Source organism: uncultured Acinetobacter sp. (assembly GCF_947626835.1).
In the GTDB taxonomy this organism is placed as follows: Bacteria; Pseudomonadota; Gammaproteobacteria; order Pseudomonadales; family Moraxellaceae; genus Acinetobacter.
Map to the genome: position 1 here is coordinate 53,946 of NZ_CANQTS010000007.1, position 20,932 is coordinate 74,877.

The following is a 20,932-nucleotide window of genomic DNA, read 5'->3' on the forward strand; positions in this document are numbered from 1 at the left end:
TATTGCTCATGGTCAAAATAAAACCGATTAAAATATTACTCGCATTGCTCTGTGCCGCAGCGATAGCGGTCACTGCATGGTATTTTCTTAGCCCTAAAGAGCAGGCACCGCAATATATTACGGCAAGCGTTGCCAAGGGTGACATTGAAGACTCTGTATTAGCCACAGGCATTTTAGAAGCCACTAAAATGGTGAGTGTTGGTGCGCAGGTTTCAGGTCAAGTTAAAAAAATGTATGTAGAACTTGGCGATCAAGTCAAACAAGGTCAGTTGATTGCTGAAATTGACTCTGTGCGTCAAAAAAATGATGTAAAAACCGCAGAAGCGAGCATTAAAAATCAACAAGCCCAATTGGCAGTCCGTCAAGCCAATTTAGCTAAGGTCGAAGCCGAGTATCGTCGTCAACAAGCCATGTTTGCTGAAGATGCCACCTCGAAAGCCGAACTTGAAGGCGCAATGGCAAGTTATAAAACTGCGCAAGCAGAAATTGTTGCCATTAACGCGCAAATTGAGCAATCACGTTTAACCTTAGCCACAGCCAAAGAAGACTTAGGCTATACCCAAATTGTGGCACCCATGGATGGTACCGTGGTGGCGATCGTGACTGAAGAAGGTCAAACCGTAAACGCCAATCAAAGTGCGCCAACCATTGTGAAATTGGCCAAATTAGATACCATGACCGTTAAAGCTGAAATTTCTGAAGCAGACGTGATGAAAGTCCAAGAAGGTCAAACGGTGTATTTCACTACCCTTGGAAACAATGAGAAGAAATACTACGCCACTTTGCGTCAGGTTGAACCTGCACCCAATTCAATCAATACCGAAACCAGCAATTCAAGCTCATCTTCAAGCACAGCAGTGTATTACAACGCGTTATTTGATGTACCTAATGAAGATGGCAAATTGCGTATTGATATGACCGCACAAGTATATATCGTATTAAATGAAGCGCGTAATACCTTAACCATTCCAGCATCTGCGATTCAAGCATCTAACCGTCCGGCACGTGCAGCAAATGCCCCACCTCGCCCTGAACGTAGCGAGCGTACCAACCAAGAGCGTCCACAAGGTGAACGCCCTGCTCGTTTAGAATTAAATGCCGCAGAAAAAGCGTTGGTTGATCAAGGTCAAGCGTCTGTTGCCATGGTACGTGTGTTGCAAGCTGACGGTACAGCCAAACCTCAACAAGTATTAATTGGTTTAAATAACCGTGCTAATGCCCAAGTCATTCGTGGCTTAAACCAAGGCGACCAAGTCGTGATTGCAGATGCTGCAGACACCTCAAATGATGCTGCTAAACGCAGTACCAGCCGTGCCGGTGCCGGTGGCCCACCAATGAGAATGTAATATGAGCCAGACACAAACACCGCTGTTGGCGGTTAAAGATCTGGTGCGTGAATTTCCTGCAGGTGAAGGCACTGTCCAGATTTTAAAAGGGGTCAATTTAGAAATTTATCCGGGCGAATTGGTGGCCATTGTCGGTCAATCGGGTTCGGGTAAATCGACCTTAATGAATATTTTAGGCTGTTTGGATAAACCGACGTCGGGCAGTTATCAGGTCAAAGGGCGTGAAACACGTGAACTTGAAGCCGATGAATTGGCACAATTACGCCGTGAATATTTTGGTTTTATTTTTCAGCGCTACCATTTACTTGGCGATTTAACCGCAGCAGGCAACGTTGAAGTGCCTGCCATTTATGCCGGTCACGACAGTGAAGAGCGTCATCAACGTGCGGTGAAACTCCTCGGTGATTTAGGTTTAAGCGAAAAAACCCAAAACCGTCCAAGTCAACTTTCAGGTGGTCAACAGCAACGGGTGTCAATTGCCCGCGCCCTCATGAACGGCGGTGATGTCATTTTGGCCGATGAGCCCACTGGTGCATTAGACAAAAACAGTGGTATTGAAGTGATGCGTATTTTACGTGAGCTCAATGCCAAAGGGCATACCATTATCTTGGTGACCCATGATTTAAACGTCGCTAAAAACGCCACCCGAATCATTGAAATTTCTGACGGAAATATTGTTTCTGATCGTGCCAATGTACCCGCAATTGATGATGGCTTTGAAAAACAAAGCCTAAACCGTGCCCCACAGAAGAAAACCTCAAGTTTTCGAGCGGTGTTTGACCGTTTAGGTGAAGCCTTCCGTATGGCGGTGCTGGCCATGAATGCGCATCGTATGCGTACCTTTTTAACCATGTTGGGTATTATTATCGGGATTGCCTCGGTAGTTTCGGTGGTGGCACTAGGTAACGGATCACAGCAACAAATTTTAAAAAATATTAGTAGCTTAGGTACCAATACCATTACCGTATTCCAAGGTCGAGGCTTTGGCGATACCTCAAGGTCATCCCAAGCCAAAACCTTAATTCCCGCCGATGCCGATGCCTTAGCCGAACAACCTTATGTGGACGGTGTAAGTCCATCAGTTAATACCAACGTCACAGGGCGTTTTAAAGATACTGAAGCATCCACTACGGTCAATGGGGTCAGCGAAGACTTCTTTTACGTTAAAGGCTTAACTTTCCAATCGGGTCAGCCATTTGATCGTGCCAGTGTCAATCAACAAACCCAAGATGTGGTGATTGATACCAATACGCAACGCACCTTTTTTAGCGATGGTAGCAATCCTGTTGGACAAGTGTTGTTATTGGGCAGTGTACCAAGTCGTATTATTGGTGTCGTCGATGCTCAAGCAGGTGCGATGGGTGGCTCTGATACACTTAACGTGTATTTACCTTATTCAACCGTCATGAGTCGTATGTTGGGCCAACCGAATGTGCGTCAAATTATTGTACGGGTAAAAGATGAATACCCAAGTGCAACCGCCGAAAATGCGATTTTAAGTTTATTAACCCAACGTCACGGCGCACAAGATGTATTTACCCAAAATGCCGACAGTATTCGTGAAACCATTCAACAAACCACGCAAACCATGACCTTGCTGATTTCAGCAATTGCGGTGATTTCATTGGTGGTGGGTGGTATTGGCGTGATGAATATTATGTTGGTGTCGGTCACCGAGCGTACTCAAGAAATTGGCGTGCGAATGGCCGTCGGTGCGCGCCAAAGCGATATTTTGCAGCAATTTTTAATTGAAGCAGTCTTAGTGTGTATCTTAGGTGGTGTGTTGGGTGTGTTACTGTCACTTGGCATTGGTCAGCTGATTACCCATTTTGCCGGTGGAACTTTCCAAATGGTTTACTCTACCACCTCAATTGTAGCAGCCTTTGTTTGCTCCAGTTTAATTGGGATTGTGTTTGGTTTTATCCCCGCACGTAATGCTGCCCGTCTCAACCCTGTAGATGCACTTTCTCGTGAATAAGGTAATGTTTATGAAGCTTTCCAAACTCTGCACAGCTTTACTGATCGGCACGGCATTTACAGGCTGTGCTGCGGTGGTTAAGACCCCCTATCAAGCGCCTGTGGTGGATATACCACAAAGTTTTGCGCTGAATGCCAAAAAATCTGATCAGATTCATGCCGATGTTTATGCAGATCGTTGGTGGACTTTGTTTAATGATGCCAACTTAAATCAGTTGGTAGAGCAGGTCTTAGCCAGCAACAGTGATTTGGTCGTGGCGGGTATCAATTTACAACAAGCACGTTTACAAGCAGGTTTAGCCCAAGATCGCCAAGGGGTACGGGTCAATTCAAGTGTCTCTACAGGACACAATTTTGACTTAAATTCAGGTGAAGATAGCGCTCGCGGTGTGTCTTTAAGTGGCGGTGTCAGCTACGAAGTAGATTTATTTGGACGTTTGGCCAGTCAAACTGAAGCGGCACGTTGGGAGGCTTTGGCCACCGAACAAGATTTACAAGCCACGGCACAAAGTTTGATTGCCACCACCACGCAATTGTATTGGCAGTTGGGCTATTTAAATGAACGCTTCGCTGTGTCGGAGCAAAATTTAAATAGCACCCAACAAACCTATAATTTGGTGCGTAGTCAGTATCGTGCAGGAGCGGTTTCAGGCTTAGAAGTGACTCAAGCGGAACAAGCCCTACAAAGCCAACGTGCCAGTTTAAGTCAAATTCAGCAGCAATTGCTTGAAACACGCACGGCGCTTGCCGTATTACTCAATCGCCCAGTACAACAATTGAGCATCACCGAACCTAAAGGTTTAGGAACACTCAAACTACCCAATATTGAGGCAGGTTTACCGGCAAGTTTGCTCGCGCGTCGTCCAGATTTACAAGCTGCTGAGTTACGTTTACGTAAAGCCTTAGCCAATAAAGATGCCACCAAAGCCAGTTATTATCCATCGATTAGCTTAACCGGCAATTTAGGTGCATCAAGCACGTCGTTAACGCAATTATTGCAAAATCCAACCTTAGCTTTAGGGGCAAGTCTAAGTCTGCCATTTTTGCAATATAACGATATGAAAAAAGACTTAGCCATTAGCGATTTAGACTATGAAAAAGCCATTGTTCAATATCGTCAAACCTTGTATCAAGCCTTTGCCGATGTAGAAAATGCGCTGTCGAACCGTACCGAACTTAACCGACAAGTGGCACTACAACAACAGAATGTAGCATTGGCTGAAAAAACCGAACGTTTAACCCAAGTGCGCTATAAAAATGGTGCAATTGCTTTAAAAAATGTTTTAGATGCCCAAGCCACTACCCGTAATGCACGTTTGTCTTTGGTGCAAACCAAACAAAGCCAATACAACGCGTATGTGACTTTAATGCAAACTCTAGGTGGTTCACCACTTAAAAATTAGGTGGTGTATCAAAAAGTATGCTAAAAAAAGCAGGTTGAATTTTGATAAAATAGAGAAATGCAAATAACTCTAGAAATCAAATGTCCAACCTGCCTCAGTGACAGTATAAAGAAAAATGGCATCAAAGTAGATGGGAAACAAAACTACCAATGCAAAGACTGCAAACGTCAGTTTATTGGTGACCATGCTCTGAGCTATCTAGGATGTAATTCTGGCATTACTCGTAAAATATTACAGTTAATGGTCAGAGGCAGCGGTATACGAGATATCGCTGAAGTTGAGCGCATTAGTATCGGTAAAGTCTTACGGACTTTAACTGAATCGGCCTATCAAATTCAGCCTAAACAAAGTCATTATGAATCTCTCGAAGTAGATGAATTCTGGACTTTTGTTGGAAATAAAAATAATAAACAATGGCTTATTTACGCCTACCATCGAGAAACAGGTGAGATTGTTGCTTATGTTTGGGGTAAGAGAGATTTAGCTACAGTCCAAAGGTTGAAGACAAAGCTTAAACAATTAGGTATTCACTACACCCGAATTGCAAGTGATCATTGGGACAGTTTCATCACTGCTTTTAAAAACTGCAAGCGAAGTATTGGTAAGTTTTTTACTGTAGGAATTGAAGGTAATAATTGCAAAATAAGGCATCGAATAAGGCGTGGTTTTAGAAGAAGTTGTAATTTCTCCAAAAAGCTTGAAAACCATTTTAAAGCCTTCGACTTAACCTTCTTTTACATCAATAATGGCTTCATTTAATGTCAGCATACTTTTTAAAACACCACCAAAAATTAAACTGTAGATCAAAAAACCGAAGCTCAATGCTTCGGTTTTTTTACTCATATTCTTGTTGTAAAGAGTCGGCTAGCTTTGCCGCTTGCACATGACCTAAATGCTTGGCTTGTTCAAGCCACTCCAACGCTTGATCAATGTTACGCACCACCCCATGCCCTTGCGCATACAAACGTCCCATATGGAAATAGGCTTCGGGCTCACCTAGAGCAATCGCTTGTTGATAAAGCGACAAAGCGCGTGGCAGATCCACCACCACACCCAAACCTTGTTCATAACAACGGGCGAGATGGGTCAGGGCTAAGCTGTCTTGTTGGGCGGCTGCTTGTAAATACTCAAAGGCTTGGGCTTGATCTTGCGCTCCACCGTGTCCATCTAACAACAATAAGGCATACTGAGTTTGTGCTGTTACATGGCCATGCTGCATAGCAAATTCAAAATATGCACGCGCTTGGGCTAAATCGACATCAAAGCCAGATTGACCATTTAAATAGGCATGTGCAATATCAAGCATGGCTTGACTTGAACCCATGTTAGCAGCTTGTTGTAAGTAATGATTGGCTTTGTCTTGATCAGTAAATACATGTAAAGGTTGTGCGTAAAATAAAGCCAAAACATACAGAGCATCGGCTGCTGTATTCACTTCAACTGAAAAATTCTTAGCAACAGTGCTCAATAATTGCTGCGCTTGTAAGGGATTGGCAGCAGTGCCTACCGCATTCAAATAACATTCAGCGTATAAACACAGGGCAGCAACCTCTCCTGTTTGTGCCGCTTGTTGATACAAAGCCAATGCCTGCGCAAAGTTTGGCTGCTCAAGTAAAATTCCTTGCTGTTGCAAAAACCCAAGGCTACATAAGGCAATCGGCTCATTTTTGGCTGCGGCACGCGTCCAATATTGAAACGCTTGGCGTGTATTGGCGCTCACGCCCCAACCGTGATAATAGGCACTACCAAGTAAACTTAAGGCATAGGCTTTTTGCTGTTGGCTTTCTTGTTGAAGCAGCGCTATGACTGCCTCGTTTTGTTCTGTATCTAGCAGTTGTTTAAGTACAGCCAAACAATAGCGATATTGTGCTGCTTGGTCACCTGCAAAAGCTTGTTGTTTTAAATATTGTAAATCAATGCTGTGATCTGTATTAAAGCCTTGGGTCTCTTGAATCTGTTTAAACAAAGCAATCGCATGTGGATGTTGTTGTTGGACTGCTTGATGTAAATATTGTTTGGCGCGTACTTGGTCTTTGGCAAAATATTGTCCTTGCCACAAATATTCAGCCAGACGATATTGCGCTTCTACCTGCCCTTTTTTGGCCGCATCCATCCAAATATGTTGTGCTTTTTCTATATCCTGTTCAACTTCAATACCGTGTAAATAAAATTCAGCCAACTGATATTGCGCATTTGGATTACCACGCGCCACACCATATTGATACCAATATAAGGCTTTGGCATTATCTTGCTCGGCTTGGCAGATTTGCCCTAAATAGTAACTTGCTTCATCACTACCGCGTTGATGTGCAGTTTCAAGTAAAGCTTTGGCAGCGCTGATGTCTACAGGACGCCCTAAACCTTGTTGCTGCATAAAGGCCATATACATATAGGCTTCAGGCAATTCATGTTGCTGACTTAAATTTTGTAATAAGGTATAGGCACGCTCGTAATCAGGATTTTTTCCCTCAAACAAAGATCTTGCCAACGCCAATTCAGCATCCACTTGATCCACCCATAAGGCATCACTTAAGACCTGCTGATCCCGTTCCACAGGCGATTTACGCTGATATAACCATATCCCAAAGCCAATAACGCTTAAGATCACAAGCCCTAAAAACCACATAGCTTCCCCAAGTTGTCGTTTTTAAAAATTTATTCTAACCTTAAGCCATAAAAAAGCACCTAAAAAGGTGCTTTTTTTAAACAAGATGGAATTAGTCACCCATCATTAATTCAGGGCTCATGCCTACGGTGTTAAAGCCTGCATCTACATACAAGATTTCACCAGTAATCCCGTTTGCCCATGGTGAGCATAGGAAAAGTGCAGCATTACCGACATCTTCAATGGTCACGTTACGGCGTAATGGTGCAGTTTTTTCGTTGGCATCTAACATTTTACGGAAAGATTTAATGCCTGATGCTGCAAGCGTGCGAATAGGACCGGCAGAAATCGCATTGACACGAATACCTTCAGCACCTAAGCTTGATGCTAAATAACGTACACCCGCTTCTAAAGATGCTTTGGCTAAGCCCATCACGTTGTAGTTTGGTAAGACACGCTCAGAACCTTGATAAGTTAAAGTCAATAAACAACCTTGACGTGCTAACAATAATGGCTTCGCTGCACGCGCCATCGCAATAAAGCTATAGGCACTGATGTCATGCGCGATTTTAAAGCCTTCACGGTCAGTAATATCGGTAAAGTCACCATCTAAAGTATGCGCAGGTGCAAAGCCAATTGAATGCACCACACCGTCTAAACCGTCCCAATGCTTCGCCAATTCTAAGAATGCATTGTCGATGTCAGCATCGCTTGCAACATCACATGGAAAAACTAAAGTTGAACCAAACTGTGCAGCAAAATCATCCACGCGTTTTTTTAATTTTTCGTTTGGATAGGTAAAGGCAAGTTCTGCACCTTCGCGGTGGAGGGCTTGGGCAATACCAAATGCAATCGATAATTTACTGGCGATCCCTGCGATCAAGAAACGCTTACCTGCCAATAGTCCTTGTGACATGTGACTTCTCTCTTAAAATAATTTAACAGCATAATGCCAACTCTGAAGGCTTTGGGAAATTGCATAATGCATCTTTTTTTCACTATCTATGCAAAAGCCATAAAAAATCGCGCTTAACTGCGCGATTTTAAATTTGATCTATGGAGCTTAGTCATCGCCTTGAATCAAACTCAATAAGCGTAAGAATGAATAATACATCCAAACCAAAGTGGCCAATAAGGCAATGGCAGATACCCATTCCATAGCTTTGGGTGCATACTGAGCAGCACCGCTTTCAATTAAATCAAAATCTAAAATTAAATTTAACGAGGCAATCACTGCCACAAAAGCGGCAAAACCAATGCCAAGCCAATTGCTTTCAAACACATACGGAATACTTGACCCAAACACCAAGCTCATGATGATTTGTACCACAAACACCATGGCAATCGCTAAACTTGCCGACATCACCACCGCTTTAAATTTTTCCGTAGCACGAATCAGTTCCATACGATACAAAGCAAACATCACCAAAGTGGTCACAAAAGTAGCCAGTAAAGCTTGTAATGGCACACCTGGAAATTTTTGCTGAAAAATCACCGAAATTCCGCCTAAAAACGCACCTTCAAACAAGGCATAAGGAATGGCCAGCATACGTGCAGTATTGGGTTTAAATGTAGCAATTAACGCCAAAATCAAACCACCAATGGCACCCACTATGGCTGCTGCATACGCAATTGCCGCTTGACCAGTCAGCATCGTGTAGAAAAATAAACCTAAACCCAGCACGGCGGCAATCACGGTTAACAATACTGATTTTTGAATCGCACCTTGTACCGTCATCGGTTGGCTATAGTCGCCACTGACCTCAACACGGGTCAAAATTGGGTTATTACTTTGCATATTGTTGCCCTTTTAAACTGAAGCTTTACTTAGTTTAAGCAGTTTTTATGCACAACCGATGGCAAAGCGATTTATTTTTGTAAATAAAAAAGAGGCACATGGCCTCTTTATTTTACTTGTTCATAATGAAGAAGTATTCACGGTAATATTTCAGTTCTGCAATCGAATCACGAATATCGTCCATCGCCAAATGCGAGGCATTTTTCTTTAAGCCTTGCATAATTTCAGGGCGCCAGCGTTTAGCTAATTCTTTGACACTTGATACATCTAAATTACGATAGTGGAAAAATTGTTCAAGCTCCGGCATTAAACGGTGCATAAAACGGCGATCCTGACAAATCGAGTTACCACACATGGGTGACGATTTTGGGCTGACCCATTTTTTCAAAAACTCAAGTGTTTGTAATTCAGCATCACGCGCGGTGAGTTTACTACGGCGCACGCGTTCAATTAAGCCCGATTGACCATGTTGACGCGTGTTCCACTCATCCATGGCATTTAGCTTAATCGATGATTGATGGATGGCAAGCACAGGACCTTCAGCCAAAATATTTAAATTATCATCGGTCACAATGGTTGCAATTTCAATAATTTGGTCGTTATCGGTATCTAGACCTGTCATTTCAAGGTCGATCCAAATGAGGCGAGTGTCAGGGGTGCTGCTCATAAATGTGCAATCTTATTCGGTTAAAAAACAATTATAGTAGCAAATTTATTGCCCGAGTGCTGTAACTTGCCCCCTGCTTCATGCTATTTTGCCTTTCTCAGTTTTAGGTTTTTTTAGGATGTGAATGGCCTTAATTCGTAAACGTCGTTTAACTGAACAGCAGCAACGCCGAATTCAGAAACAACACAAAACACGCCAAGAAGAGCTGGATACTTCAAATGATTTAGAAGGCTTGGTGGTACAACATTATGGTCGCCAGCTTGAAGTGCAAGCTTTGTCGCTGCCAGATGTCCATCCTGAAAAACCTGTGGTGGTAGACGGTGAGCCTGAACCGTTTTGGAAAGCCATTGAAATAGACAGTGTATGGCGTTGTCATACCCGTACCAATTTAGAATTATTGGTCACCGGCGACCGTGTGAAATGGCAAGCCGATCCGAATACCGGTTTAGGGATTATTACTGCGATTCAACCACGTCGCTCACTGCTTACACGCCCTGATCGTTATCATAAAGTCAAACCTGTGGCGGCCAATATTAGTTTAATTGTGATTGTGTTTGCGCCCCTGCCTGAACCAGCACCGGGCCTAATTGACCGCTATTTGGTGGCCTGTGCCGATGCTGATATTCCGGCACTGTTGGTGATGAATAAATCTGACTTGCTCAAAGAAAATGACGCCATTTTAACCCTGCTGCAAGAATATCAAGATTTAGGCTATGAAGTGCTGCAATGCCGTGCCGATGGTGATTTAACCACATTGTCACAACGTTTAGCCGGCGAAACTGTAGCATTTGTCGGTCAATCAGGTGTAGGTAAAAGCACACTGATTAATGCCATTGTTCCAGATGCGGCACAAAAGACCAATATCATTTCTGAAAACTCAGCTTTGGGTCAACACACCACCACTTCAACGCGTTTAATTGGCTTTGGTGAAGGTGCCGCGTTAATTGACTCACCGGGGATCCGTGAGTTTGGTTTGTGGCATTTAGACGCTGATAAAGTGCAGCAAGGCTTCCCTGAAATTGAAAATCGCTTGGGCTATTGTCAATTTCGTAACTGTACCCACAAACACGAAAAGCAATGCGCTTTACGTTTAGCGGTGCAAGACGGTGAAATTTTGGCACGCCGTTTAGACAGTTATTTACGTTTGATTGATGAAATCGAAGAAGCCAATCAAAAAAATTAATACCAACATCAACTTTTAGCTTGAAGCGCTGAGTTTGATCACCATATCTAATCAGCTATACTTTGGGCAATTTATATTTTTAATTTAGGTGACTTGTGGAACGTTGGTTCGAATTTATGGGGAATCACCCCTTCTTATTTGGTGCCCTTGCGGTACTGTTGGTGTTGTTCTTCGTGATTGAAGGCAAACGTGGCGGTCGCAAAATCTCGGCTCAATCCTTAGGTATTTTAGTCAAAGCACAAAATGCCATGTTGATTGATTTACGTGATGCCAAAGATTTCCGTGAAGGTCACATCAGTGGCAGCCGTAACATTCCTTACAGCAAACTCACAAGTCACATTGAAGAATTAAAAGCAGCTGAGCGCCCATTGGTGTTTATCTGTAATTTAGGTCAAGTGGCAGGTACAGCCTTACAACAAGTCGGTCACAATGACGCTTACCGCTTAGACGGTGGGATTAGCAACTGGAAAGCGCAAGGCTTGCCATTGGTTAAAGCAAAATAACTCCAAGGAGAACAGCATGGCTGAAGTCACAATTTACTCAACAACTGTATGCCCTTACTGCGTTCGCGCAAAACAGCTCCTTGAGCGTAAAGGCGTTGCATATAAAGAAATCAATTTATCTAAAGAAGCACCAGAAGTACGCGTAGAACTAATGCAGCGTACCAACCATCGTACTGTGCCGCAAATTTTCATTAACGATCAGTTTATTGGTGGTTTTGACCAACTGTATGCGCTTGATCGTGAAGGCAAACTTGACGAATTATTGGCATAATTTTCATTTATTTTTAAGGATTAAATCATGAGCGAACAACAACAACCGCAACTTGCTTTAGAGCGTTTATATAGCAAAGACATTTCATTTGAAGTACCAAGCGCTGCTGTATTTACCAAAGCATGGGAACCAGAACTGAATGTAAACTTGTCATCTTCTGCTGAGAAAATTGACCCGACGCATTTTGAAGTGTCTTTAAAAGTTGTTGTTCAAGCCAATAACCAAGGCGAAACTGCATTTATCGTAGATGTAACACAATCGGGTATTTTCTTGATTGATGGCGTAGAAGAAGAACGTCTGCCTTATTTACTCGGTGCATACTGCCCGAACATTTTATTCCCGTTTTTACGTGAAGCGGTGAACGATATGGTCACTAAAGGCAGCTTCCCGCAATTATTGTTAACGCCAATTAACTTTGATGCAGAATTTGAAGCCAACTTACAGCGCGCGCAAGCGGCAGCTGAAGGTCAAGCTTAAATGCTGAATAAAAAAGCCCGCACTTGCGGGCTTTTTTTACGAGTTTAATCAGCAAAGGGAGCTTTCTTTTGATCTAAATGATGCAGCGCATCATGCATAGCCTCAACCAATTGCTGTGCAATCTCTTGTTTCGAGGCTTTTTCTAAATCACGTTTTGGCATTTGGTAGTTTTGGGCAAAAAATACCGTCATGGCATTTTCATCAGAAGCAAAACCAATATCGCTACGTGAAACATCATTACAGGCAATCATATCCAGTTTTTTCGCGACCAACTTACCGGCTGCATATTCTTCCACATGACGTGTTTCTGCGGCAAAGCCCACCATAAATGGACGTTTGGCTTGTTGGGCAATGGTGGCGACAATATCTGGGTTTTTAATTAAAGCAATTTGCAGTTCATCGCCTGACTTTTTAATTTTATGTTCGGCCACTTCTGCCACGCGATAATCGGCAACCGCAGCGGTCGCAATAAAAATATCACAGCCTTGCTCAAGTAGCTCTAAACTCACCTCAAGCATTTTTTGCGCTGAATGCACATTAATGCGTGCCACACCATTTGGTGTATCTAAACTCACCGGCCCTGCAATTAAGGTCACTTTGGCCCCTGCGGCATAGCAAGCAGCAGCTAAAGCAAAACCCATTTTACCGGTACTGTGATTGGAGATATAACGCACCGGATCAATCGCTTCACGGGTTGGACCTGCGGTAATCACCACATGCTTACCAGCCAATAACCCGAATTTTTCGGCAATTTCACGTTGTGCTTGATGAAAATAAGCCGTGACTTGGCGGGCTAAATCTTCAGGTTCAGGCATACGACCTAGGCCTACATCGCCACAAGCTTGCGAACCTGCATCCGGCATAATCACATGCACGCCATCTTCAATTAAAGTTTGCAAATTGCGTTGCGTGGCTTTAGCCGCCCACATCTGCTGATTCATGGCAGGCGCTACCCAAACTGGGGCTTTAGTGGCCAAATACAAGGTCGAGAGTAAATCATCAGCCAAACCAGCAGCAAATTTGGCTAAGCTGTCGCAACTTGCAGGCGCAACCAGCAATAAATCTGCCCAACGTGCCAATTCAATATGCCCCATCCCCGCTTCAGCTTCGGGATTAAGCAATTGGGTATGTACTGGATTGCCAGATAAGGCTTGAAAGGTTAAAGGCGTAATAAAGGCTTGTGCACCTTCAGTCATTACCACACGAACATTAAATCCGGCATCTTTTAAACGACGAACCAAAATTGCGCTCTTATATGCAGCAATGCCGCCTGTGACCGCCAATAGAATATTTTTATTTGAAATTACACTTAGATCAAAGCTCACGCACCGGCTACCTTTGTGTTGCAGTGGCGCTCACAATAGCATTAAATAATCTAACACCCAAGTGACTGCACTATTGGGCGCTCAACATCTAAGACCAAAGAAGTACAATAAAATGAAAAATACGATTAAAGATTGGCCACAGCAAGAACGGCCACGCGAACGCTTGATTTTATATGGTGCATCAAGTTTATCCGATGCAGAACTCTTGGCGATTTTTTTACGCTCAGGCACACAAGGTTGCTCTGCGGTTGAGTTAGCCCGACATTTGTTACAGCATTTTGGTGATTTAAGCCATATTTTAAATGCCGACCTTGAGCAACTATCACAGCTACATGGCATTGGACCCAGTAAATATACCCAACTCATGGCAGTCAAAGAACTCGGTAAACGCTATATTACGCAGCAATTGCAGCAACAACCGATCAACCTTCATGATTCAACTAGTTTATTAGAATACCTACGCTTTGAACTGTTAGATGAAACGCGTGAAGTCTTTGCTGTGCTGTGTTTAGATGCTCAATTGCGTCATCTTGCCTTTAAAAAATTATTCTTTGGTGGCTTAAATTCCTGTGCTGTTTCAATCAATCAAATTTTACGTTTTGCCATTTCTCAGCATGCCACACATTTGGTGATTGCACATAATCATCCTTTTGCCCAAGCTTGTGCCTCAAAAGCCGATATGAATTTAACACAGCACATTCAAAGCGCCTGTGCTTTGGTAGAAATTCAACTGATTGATCACTGCATTATTGCCCGTGATAGCAGTTTTTCATTTGCCGAACATCAATTGCTGTAATTGCTTGTTTTCTTGATTAATTAGGCGCATATCTATTGACAAAAAATTGAGAAATATTGAAGATCAATACATCCTTGTCACGATATTGCCTCATGATTGTCCGCGAGCAAATGAACATCTTCAAGCTGCTATTTTCATGGCGTGGCACCATCTTACCCAAAGTTCTCCCTCCTCTTGGTATTGTGATGCTGATCTCAGCGATTGTGGGTGGACTCTCCTATAGCGGTTACTTTCATTTTCCTGAATTGCCTTTAGCTGGCTTTACTCTAATAGGTGTGGCACTGTCTATTTTCTTAGGCTTTAAAAACAGTGCGTGTTATGACCGTTGGTGGGAAGCACGTAAGTTATGGGGCATTTTAATTGCCAATGCACGCCACTTTGACCGTGATTGCCGTATGCTCAGTCAAGGACGGCGGGAACGGGTGATTCAGCATGTGATTTTATTTGCCAACGTATTACGCGATCGTTTGCGCCATCAAACTGCTAATCCCACAGCGTTGGTCGAAACCAGTGGTATGAGTCAACAGGCCATTAAACAGCTGTACCAACAAGTCAATGCACCACAATACACTTTAAGTTTGATTCAATGGGAATTGATGCAAGCCCTTAAAGAAGGTGAAATTTCTGACATTATTTATAGTCAAATGAATCAACATGTCATGGAATTAAGCATTGTGCAAACTGGCTGTGATCGTATTGCCACCACTCCAGTACCTTTTGCTTATTCTGTGTTACTCAATCGCACCGTGTATTTTTTCTGTTTTTTATTGCCGTTTAGTTTAGGCTCCACCATTGGTTTAGCCACACCTTTATTGGTGGGTATTTTGGCCTATACATTTTTAGGTTTAGATGCTTTAAGTACCGAAATTGAAGAACCTTTTGGCACCCAAAGCAACGACTTACCGCTTGATGCCATGGTGCGTACCATTGAAATTGAGTTACTTGGCACTTTAGGTAAACCGACGCCACCGCCGATTCAAGCCCAAGATCATAATTTACTTTAATAGGGCTTGATTAAACAAAGCTTTCCCAAATTCCAACTTGCCCATCTTTAAGCCGTGGAATGTGACCCAGTTTAATCCACGGCATATTGGCACCATGAAAATCACTGCCCACCGAAACTTTTAAATTAAACTCGGCAATCATACGATCCACCATTTGCCGTGTAGATGCCGGTTCAATCGCAGGCGGTAACTCAACAGCATCACCACCAAATTTAGCAAAAATCTCAATCAAATAACGAATATTGGTGGCAGATAAATCATAACGAGTCGGATGCGCCAACACGGCAAAACCACCTGCGGCATGAATCACCTCAATAGTTTCTTCCAAACCCAAACCATCAAATTTGACATAGGCTTTTTTGCCTTCTTTAATGTATTTATCAAAGGCCTGTTGGGCACGACTGACAATTGCTTTATCTACTAAAGTTTGTGCAATATGACTACGCGTGACCCGATCAGCAATCCCATCGACTTTAGCTAAAACATCAGCATAAATCTCTTGCCCAATTAACGGCACCAGCAAATCACAAATCTGTTTAGCACGCTGGGCACGAATGATTTTTTGTTGTTCAAGCAGCATATACAAGGGTTCAGGCTGTTGCATATTGAGCGCCACAATATGCACGCTATAGCTCTTTTTGGTGGCAGGTCGTGACCATTGACTGGAAATTTCAACGCCTGAAATAATATTGATTGGAGGCGTTAAGGCTTGTGCGGTTTGTCGCGCTAAAGCTAGACCATCCATGGTGTCATGATCAGTGAGCGCCAAGGTATGAATGCCTTTTTCTAAGGCGGCATGAACCAGTTCAGACGGTGACAAAGTTCCATCAGAAATATTACTGTGTGTATGTAAATCTACGCCTTCCATCACTTATACTACATTTCATTCATTTGCTCAGATTTAGATACTCTAACATGAAAGCACTTTTAGACTTTGTGCCCCTCATTATTTTCTTTTATTTATATAAAACCGTCGAACCTAATGATACTCAACACCCGCTATTACAATTGATTGGTTCTGCAGGCGGTGTGGATAACAACAATATTTTAGTGGCAACCACCGGCTTAATCTTCTCGATGCTAGTCGTTTACGGCGTGATGTTTGTCATGCAAAAATTCCGCCTTGATAAGCAACAATGGATTGTGTTGTTTATGACGGTGATTTTTGGTGGCGTGACTTTAATGCTGAGCGATGATTTTTATATTCGTTTAAAAGCTGTATTACTGAATTTAGTCTTTGCTGGTGCATTCTTATTGTCGCCATTTTTTATGAAAGATCGTCGTCCACTGATTCAGCGTTTGTTTGGCCCTGTGTTTGATTTAAGTGCCAAAGCTTGGATGAAACTCAATTACGCATGGGCTGCAATGTTTGCCTTGATGTCGTTTTTACATTGTTTCTTTGCCTATTTATTTTTAGATGGCAAATATTGGGGCGAATTCACCGCATTTGGTGACATGATCGTGATGTTTTCCTTTATCATTGCCCAGTTTATTTTGTTACGTAAATACTTTAAATCGTCTACATAATCACTCTTTGGAGACATCACATGCCATTGTTTGTCGTGAGCTGCACAGATCAAGAAGACAGCTTAGAAAAACGTCTTGCCACACGCCCTGAACATCTTGCACGTTTACAGCAATTAGATGATGAAGGTCGTTTAATTGTGGCTGGTGCAATGCCAAAAGACCCAAGTAATCTACAAGCAGGTTTTTATGGCAGTACCATTATTGTGGACTTTGATAGCCGTGAAGCATTGGATGCATGGTTAGCCGAAGAGCCATTTTTACGTGAAGGTGTTTACGCTCATATTGACGTAAAGCCATTTAATAAAGCATTCCCAAAAGGATAAGGTCTTATGCGTGTCGTCTGTGGTGTAATTACCCTTTGTTTATTCAGCTCTTTTACATGGGCGCTAGAAACACCCTCTACTGTGCCTAGCACAGATACCACCACGACGACCACAAGCCCACCAGCCACCTTACCGGCCACGCGTCCCACCACACCGCCTACAGGGGCCGCCAATACCCCAACCACAGGCAAAACCAGCCTAGATGCCACTAAAAACAAAGCGCAACAAGAAGCAGCTATTAAAGCCTTAGTCAAAGATCAACAAACACGTTTACAACAACTTGAACGTGCCAATTTACAAGCCTTAGCCCAAAACCAAGAACTACAACTTAAAAACGATAATCTAGGCGTACAGTTACAAGTTCTGCAAGCAGAACGTAGCGCGCAAATGTTTTTATATGGTGCAGTGACCATGGTAGTTGGGGTAGTTTTAGGCTTTGTCTTAGCAGGCTATATCTACAATAAACGCCGTCGTCAGTGGTAATTTTGATTGAAGGAAGCGCTGCTTGTGTCATACAGCATTGTAACAGCCGATCTCGATTGGCAATTGGTCGATGGGATTGAAGTCCCTGTCTCTAAACAATTTGGCGATGTCTATTTTTCTAAAGACAATGGCTTACTTGAAACGCGGCATGTGTTTTTAAATGGCAACGATTTAAGCCAGCGCCTTGCTCAATTACAGGCCTATGGTTATTTTTGTGTCGGTGAAACCGGTTTTGGTACAGGCTTAAATATCTTAGCGCTATGGCAATTGTGGCAACAGGTACGCCCAATCAACAACAGTCATTTGCATGCCATTTCGGTGGAAAAATTCCCCCTGACGAAAAATGACTTAGAGCGTGCTTTAAAAGCGTGGCCAGAACTTGCACCTTTGGCTGAGCAACTCATAGCGCAGTATCCGCTACCGATTGCAGGTTGCCATCGTTTAAACTTCCCCAATGAGCGCTTTAGCTTAGATTTATGGCTCGGCGATGCACATGACGTTTTTCCAGTTATTCCTAAAACGCATCAAGTACATGCATGGTTTTTAGATGGCTTTGCACCTTCTTGCAACCCAGATATGTGGGAAGATAAAGTTTTAAGCCATCTTGTACGCTTATCCGATGTAGGCACAACCTTCGCCTCATTTAGCGTGGCAGGCGTGCTTAAACGCGGTCTTAAACAGCATGGCATTGAAATTTCACGACCACGCGGCTTTAAACACAAACGCGAAATGCTCAAAGGTATTTGGCCCGCAACAGAAAATATAGAAAAACCACTTGCCACCTCACGGCGTATTGCTGTGGTAGGCGCAGGGATTGCCGGTTTAAGCATAGCATGGGCCTTTGCCCAACGCGGGCATGCTGTCACCATCTTTGAGGCAAATACAGCCTTAAGTGGCGCTTCAGGTAATCCTTTGGCATTACTGAATCCTAAGCTGTGTCCAATTGAACAAGCGCATGAACATTTGATGACCTTAGCATGGCAACACGCAATGCGTCATTATGCAAAATTTAAGGCGTATCGCCCAATTGCAGTCAATCAAATTGCCTTAAAAAATCCTGAACAGCTGTTAGATCTGGCTCAGGAGTATCCTGAACAAGTCTTAAGTACTCAAACTCAAGATCGTTTTACAGATCTTGCAAGTTTAACCTTACATCAAGCGGCTGCTATTACACCGCACCTATTATGTGAAGAAATTTTAGCGCATCCACAAATTGAACTTCAGCACGCTCACATTACACAGATCACAACTGATGCATGCCCAATACTTTATTCCAATCAAGCATGCTTGGGTGAATTTGATCATGTCATTGTGTGTAGTGCACTTAAAAGTGCGGCTTTAATTGACAATTATCCAGTTTTAAAACCCATTCGTGGTCAAGTCAGCTGGCTTAATAATGCCGAGCATAGTTTGGCTTTAGATCAAGCCTATAGTTATGGTGGTTATTGCATGCAGTTAGATGCAGAGCAGCTAATTTTAGGCGCCTCTTTTTATCCTCAGCGTGAGGATAGCGAAGTCTTAGCCGAAGATCATGTACACAATCTGAATTTGCTTAAAAGCGTTGCACCAGCTTATGCAGACAATTTAATGGATGTTGAACATTGGCAAGGTCGTGCTTCGGTACGTGCACAAAGTTTGGATTATTTTCCACTGTTGGGCAAAGTACAAGATCAACAACAGATTTACACCCTTGCCGGTTTAGGCTCTAAAGGCTTCTTATTTGCGCCACTGTGTAGTGAGATCTTAGTGGCTGAAATTTTAAAACAAGCCTGCCCTGTGCCAGAAACATTACGTCAAAAATTGCAAGTGACGCGTTTTTATAAAAAAGTTAAGGCTAAAAAACCTTATTTTAAACCTGCATAAAAAAAGCGCCTCACGGCGCTTTTTTTTAACCTTGCTCTAAGGTAAAGCCTGCATCACGAGCAGCACGAGTGCCTCCCATTAGCACGACATATTCGCGTGAACTATCAAAACCTTCTAATAATTCTGCTGCACGCGGAGCTTTACTGCCACCACCACATAGAATATAAACCGGTTGATCCGCTGCCACTTGAGCTAGGCTCTCTGCTGATAAATTGGCAATAGGCTGATTTATCGCACCTTGAATGTGTCCCTCTGCATACGAGCTTGGTTCACGAACATCCCAGATCACTGCATTTTCTGGGAACTCAAATGTTGTAATTTCTTGTTTACGGATCATTGTGCACTCCTTTGATGTAAACAACACTTGGCAAATGAAGAAAACATCCCTAGCATCTCAGATATTCTTTCCATTTGTAAAGGTCTAAACTATGCCTTCTTTTGACATTGTATCTGAATTAGAGTTATTTGAAGTAAATCACGCGGTGCAAAACACGCAAAAAGAAATTGCCACGCGCTTTGACTTCCGTGGTCAGGACGTTTCAATTGAGCTCAACGAAAAATCGAAAGAGATTAAAATCTCGACTGAAAGTGATTTCCAGTGTGAACAAGTGTACAACATGTTAGAAAGCCACTTCTATAAGCGTAAAGTCGACGTACAAGCGCTTGACCCACAAAAAGCAGCGGCTTCTGGCAAAAATTACGTACAAGTCATTAAACTCAAAGACGGTTTAGATTCTGACACTGCCAAAAAAATTAACAAAGCCATTAAAGAAAGTGGCATTAAGGCGCAATCGTCAATTCAAGGCGATAAAATCCGTGTCACGGATAAAAAGCGTGACACCTTGCAACAAGTCATGGCGTTTTTAAAAGAACAGCAATTTGGTCTACCATTACAGTTTAATAACTTTAAAGACTAAATAAAAAAAATCCCGCCATCTGCGGGATTTTTTAACGCTAACGCTTAAGCCGTTTGACTTGCTTGCCACGCCTGCTTGACATCCTCAGGAATCTGACGCTTGTTGCCTTTGACATCTACAGCCACAAAGGTAAATACTCCCTCAGTCACACGACGCGCTGGACGTGAACTGTCATGGCTATCCCACACTTCAATTTGCATTTGCAATGAAGTATTACCCACTTTTAACAGTTTGGTATAGCACGTGATGACATCACCCACTTTTACAGGCACCAAAAAAGTCATTTGGTTAATTGAGATGGTGGCACAACGTCCTTTAGAGAAACGTTCTGCATGAATTGCACCTGCCAAGTCCATTTGCGATACAATCCAACCACCAAAAACGTCACCACTCCAGTTGGTATCGGCTGGCATTGCAATAGTTTGAAGAGATAAAGTCCCTTCTGGCTTTAAGAGATCTGACAC

The 20,932-nt window shown here is 42.9% G+C and carries 23 protein-coding genes; 15 read left to right on the forward strand and 8 right to left on the reverse strand.

All coding sequences use genetic code 11. From position 1 onward, the window contains the following. Positions 1-8 precede the first annotated feature (8 nt). The 4 genes from Q0Z55_RS05270 to Q0Z55_RS05285 are packed head-to-tail and all read left to right on the forward strand — an operon-like array spanning position 9 to position 5,485. Positions 9-1,346: a MacA family efflux pump subunit gene (locus Q0Z55_RS05270; RefSeq protein WP_297425269.1), complete on the forward strand. Its 1,338-nt coding sequence runs from the start codon at positions 9-11 to the stop codon at positions 1,344-1,346. A 1-nt stretch (position 1,347) separates the two neighbouring features. Beyond that, entirely contained in the window at positions 1,348-3,324 is a 1,977-nt protein-coding gene (locus tag Q0Z55_RS05275; RefSeq protein WP_297425176.1) for a MacB family efflux pump subunit, read from the forward strand. Positions 3,325-3,328: 4 nt separating this feature from the next. Continuing rightward, the gene (locus Q0Z55_RS05280; RefSeq protein ID WP_297425179.1) at positions 3,329-4,726 is read left to right on the forward strand and encodes an efflux transporter outer membrane subunit; all 1,398 of its coding nucleotides are present in this window, start codon (positions 3,329-3,331) and stop codon (positions 4,724-4,726) included. A gap of 57 nt (positions 4,727-4,783) precedes the next feature. Then, the gene (locus Q0Z55_RS05285) at positions 4,784-5,485 is read left to right on the forward strand and encodes an IS1 family transposase (protein ID WP_297425181.1); all 702 of its coding nucleotides are present in this window, start codon (positions 4,784-4,786) and stop codon (positions 5,483-5,485) included. 76 nt (positions 5,486-5,561) lie between these two features. Here Q0Z55_RS05285 and Q0Z55_RS05290 read toward each other — a convergent pair whose 3' ends face one another. The 4 genes from Q0Z55_RS05290 to orn all read right to left on the reverse strand — a co-directional run bounded on the left by Q0Z55_RS05290 (position 5,562) and on the right by orn (position 9,796). Continuing rightward, on the reverse strand, positions 5,562-7,352 hold the full coding sequence (locus Q0Z55_RS05290) for a tetratricopeptide repeat protein (RefSeq protein ID WP_297425183.1): 1,791 nt from the start codon (positions 7,350-7,352) through the stop codon (positions 5,562-5,564). Between the two features lie 91 nt (positions 7,353-7,443). Beyond that, complete coding sequence (locus Q0Z55_RS05295; protein WP_297425185.1) at positions 7,444-8,247, reverse strand: enoyl-ACP reductase; 804 nt, start codon at positions 8,245-8,247, stop codon at positions 7,444-7,446. Positions 8,248-8,394: 147 nt separating this feature from the next. Beyond that, complete coding sequence (locus tag Q0Z55_RS05300; protein WP_297425187.1) at positions 8,395-9,129, reverse strand: Bax inhibitor-1/YccA family protein; 735 nt, start codon at positions 9,127-9,129, stop codon at positions 8,395-8,397. A gap of 112 nt (positions 9,130-9,241) precedes the next feature. Further along, the gene (gene orn / locus Q0Z55_RS05305) at positions 9,242-9,796 is read right to left on the reverse strand and encodes an oligoribonuclease (protein ID WP_297425190.1); all 555 of its coding nucleotides are present in this window, start codon (positions 9,794-9,796) and stop codon (positions 9,242-9,244) included. A gap of 124 nt (positions 9,797-9,920) precedes the next feature. Here orn and rsgA point away from each other — a divergent pair, with 124 nt between their 5' ends. The 4 genes from rsgA (at position 9,921) to secB (ending at position 12,230) form a co-directional block, all read left to right on the forward strand. Then, positions 9,921-10,979, forward strand: coding sequence for a ribosome small subunit-dependent GTPase A (rsgA, locus tag Q0Z55_RS05310; RefSeq protein ID WP_297425194.1), 1,059 nt, complete (start codon positions 9,921-9,923; stop codon positions 10,977-10,979). A 95-nt stretch (positions 10,980-11,074) separates the two neighbouring features. Next, entirely contained in the window at positions 11,075-11,482 is a 408-nt protein-coding gene (locus tag Q0Z55_RS05315) for a rhodanese-like domain-containing protein (protein ID WP_297425197.1), read from the forward strand. A 16-nt stretch (positions 11,483-11,498) separates the two neighbouring features. After that, entirely contained in the window at positions 11,499-11,753 is a 255-nt protein-coding gene (gene grxC, locus Q0Z55_RS05320) for a glutaredoxin 3 (protein ID WP_122900315.1), read from the forward strand. A 27-nt stretch (positions 11,754-11,780) separates the two neighbouring features. Continuing rightward, positions 11,781-12,230: a protein-export chaperone SecB gene (gene secB, locus Q0Z55_RS05325; protein ID WP_297425203.1), complete on the forward strand. Its 450-nt coding sequence runs from the start codon at positions 11,781-11,783 to the stop codon at positions 12,228-12,230. Positions 12,231-12,274: 44 nt separating this feature from the next. On the opposite strand, the gene coaBC is transcribed toward secB, so the two are convergent. After that, positions 12,275-13,555 (reverse strand): bifunctional phosphopantothenoylcysteine decarboxylase/phosphopantothenate--cysteine ligase CoaBC, encoded by a 1,281-nt coding sequence (gene coaBC, locus Q0Z55_RS05330; protein WP_297425206.1) that lies wholly within the window; start codon positions 13,553-13,555, stop codon positions 12,275-12,277. Positions 13,556-13,667: 112 nt separating this feature from the next. Between coaBC and radC the strand changes: the two genes are divergently transcribed. Further along, entirely contained in the window at positions 13,668-14,351 is a 684-nt protein-coding gene (gene radC, locus Q0Z55_RS05335; RefSeq protein WP_297425209.1) for a DNA repair protein RadC, read from the forward strand. A 92-nt stretch (positions 14,352-14,443) separates the two neighbouring features. Next, positions 14,444-15,355: a bestrophin family protein gene (locus Q0Z55_RS05340; protein WP_297425212.1), complete on the forward strand. Its 912-nt coding sequence runs from the start codon at positions 14,444-14,446 to the stop codon at positions 15,353-15,355. A 10-nt stretch (positions 15,356-15,365) separates the two neighbouring features. Here the strand turns inward: Q0Z55_RS05340 and Q0Z55_RS05345 are convergent, their stop codons facing one another. Then, positions 15,366-16,223: a PHP domain-containing protein gene (locus Q0Z55_RS05345; RefSeq protein WP_297425215.1), complete on the reverse strand. Its 858-nt coding sequence runs from the start codon at positions 16,221-16,223 to the stop codon at positions 15,366-15,368. Between the two features lie 47 nt (positions 16,224-16,270). On the opposite strand from Q0Z55_RS05345, the gene Q0Z55_RS05350 reads away from it, so the two are divergent. From Q0Z55_RS05350 to mnmC, 4 genes are read left to right on the forward strand one after another with little or no spacing between them, the layout of a single operon-like run. Then, a complete protein-coding gene (locus Q0Z55_RS05350) occupies positions 16,271-16,882 on the forward strand; it encodes a septation protein IspZ (protein ID WP_297425217.1) in 612 nt (203 codons plus the stop codon). Positions 16,883-16,902: 20 nt separating this feature from the next. Further along, the gene (locus tag Q0Z55_RS05355; protein ID WP_297425220.1) at positions 16,903-17,205 is read left to right on the forward strand and encodes a YciI family protein; all 303 of its coding nucleotides are present in this window, start codon (positions 16,903-16,905) and stop codon (positions 17,203-17,205) included. A gap of 6 nt (positions 17,206-17,211) precedes the next feature. Further along, complete coding sequence (locus Q0Z55_RS05360; RefSeq protein ID WP_297425222.1) at positions 17,212-17,688, forward strand: hypothetical protein; 477 nt, start codon at positions 17,212-17,214, stop codon at positions 17,686-17,688. 24 nt (positions 17,689-17,712) lie between these two features. Then, positions 17,713-19,551 (forward strand): FAD-dependent 5-carboxymethylaminomethyl-2-thiouridine(34) oxidoreductase MnmC, encoded by a 1,839-nt coding sequence (mnmC, locus tag Q0Z55_RS05365; protein WP_297425225.1) that lies wholly within the window; start codon positions 17,713-17,715, stop codon positions 19,549-19,551. A gap of 25 nt (positions 19,552-19,576) precedes the next feature. Here the strand turns inward: mnmC and Q0Z55_RS05370 are convergent, their stop codons facing one another. Next, positions 19,577-19,888, reverse strand: coding sequence for a rhodanese-like domain-containing protein (locus Q0Z55_RS05370; RefSeq protein ID WP_297425230.1), 312 nt, complete (start codon positions 19,886-19,888; stop codon positions 19,577-19,579). 91 nt (positions 19,889-19,979) lie between these two features. On the opposite strand from Q0Z55_RS05370, the gene Q0Z55_RS05375 reads away from it, so the two are divergent. Continuing rightward, complete coding sequence (locus Q0Z55_RS05375) at positions 19,980-20,468, forward strand: YajQ family cyclic di-GMP-binding protein (protein WP_297425233.1); 489 nt, start codon at positions 19,980-19,982, stop codon at positions 20,466-20,468. A gap of 44 nt (positions 20,469-20,512) precedes the next feature. Here the strand turns inward: Q0Z55_RS05375 and Q0Z55_RS05380 are convergent, their stop codons facing one another. After that, on the reverse strand, positions 20,513-20,932 hold the full coding sequence (locus Q0Z55_RS05380; RefSeq protein ID WP_297425235.1) for an acyl-CoA thioesterase: 420 nt from the start codon (positions 20,930-20,932) through the stop codon (positions 20,513-20,515).

What these genes read in the sequence shown, in the direction of transcription:
- Q0Z55_RS05375 (WP_297425233.1), top strand. Translation starts at nt 19,980, where the DNA reads ATGCCTTCTTTTGACATTGTATCTGAATTAGAGTTATTTGAAGTAAAT.
- Q0Z55_RS05340 (WP_297425212.1), top strand. Translation starts at nt 14,444, where the DNA reads ATGATTGTCCGCGAGCAAATGAACATCTTCAAGCTGCTATTTTCATGG.
- Q0Z55_RS05355 (WP_297425220.1), top strand. Translation starts at nt 16,903, where the DNA reads ATGCCATTGTTTGTCGTGAGCTGCACAGATCAAGAAGACAGCTTAGAA.
- radC (WP_297425209.1), top strand. Translation starts at nt 13,668, where the DNA reads ATGAAAAATACGATTAAAGATTGGCCACAGCAAGAACGGCCACGCGAA.
- Q0Z55_RS05290 (WP_297425183.1), bottom strand. Translation starts at nt 7,352, where the DNA reads ATGTGGTTTTTAGGGCTTGTGATCTTAAGCGTTATTGGCTTTGGGATA.
- rsgA (WP_297425194.1), top strand. Translation starts at nt 9,921, where the DNA reads ATGGCCTTAATTCGTAAACGTCGTTTAACTGAACAGCAGCAACGCCGA.
- Q0Z55_RS05360 (WP_297425222.1), top strand. Translation starts at nt 17,212, where the DNA reads ATGCGTGTCGTCTGTGGTGTAATTACCCTTTGTTTATTCAGCTCTTTT.
- Q0Z55_RS05285 (WP_297425181.1), top strand. Translation starts at nt 4,784, where the DNA reads ATGCAAATAACTCTAGAAATCAAATGTCCAACCTGCCTCAGTGACAGT.
- Q0Z55_RS05370 (WP_297425230.1), bottom strand. Translation starts at nt 19,888, where the DNA reads ATGATCCGTAAACAAGAAATTACAACATTTGAGTTCCCAGAAAATGCA.
- secB (WP_297425203.1), top strand. Translation starts at nt 11,781, where the DNA reads ATGAGCGAACAACAACAACCGCAACTTGCTTTAGAGCGTTTATATAGC.
- Q0Z55_RS05350 (WP_297425217.1), top strand. Translation starts at nt 16,271, where the DNA reads ATGAAAGCACTTTTAGACTTTGTGCCCCTCATTATTTTCTTTTATTTA.
- Q0Z55_RS05300 (WP_297425187.1), bottom strand. Translation starts at nt 9,129, where the DNA reads ATGCAAAGTAATAACCCAATTTTGACCCGTGTTGAGGTCAGTGGCGAC.
- Q0Z55_RS05295 (WP_297425185.1), bottom strand. Translation starts at nt 8,247, where the DNA reads ATGTCACAAGGACTATTGGCAGGTAAGCGTTTCTTGATCGCAGGGATC.
- Q0Z55_RS05280 (WP_297425179.1), top strand. Translation starts at nt 3,329, where the DNA reads ATGTTTATGAAGCTTTCCAAACTCTGCACAGCTTTACTGATCGGCACG.
- Q0Z55_RS05345 (WP_297425215.1), bottom strand. Translation starts at nt 16,223, where the DNA reads ATGGAAGGCGTAGATTTACATACACACAGTAATATTTCTGATGGAACT.
- Q0Z55_RS05270 (WP_297425269.1), top strand. Translation starts at nt 9, where the DNA reads ATGGTCAAAATAAAACCGATTAAAATATTACTCGCATTGCTCTGTGCC.
- orn (WP_297425190.1), bottom strand. Translation starts at nt 9,796, where the DNA reads ATGAGCAGCACCCCTGACACTCGCCTCATTTGGATCGACCTTGAAATG.
- grxC (WP_122900315.1), top strand. Translation starts at nt 11,499, where the DNA reads ATGGCTGAAGTCACAATTTACTCAACAACTGTATGCCCTTACTGCGTT.
- Q0Z55_RS05275 (WP_297425176.1), top strand. Translation starts at nt 1,348, where the DNA reads ATGAGCCAGACACAAACACCGCTGTTGGCGGTTAAAGATCTGGTGCGT.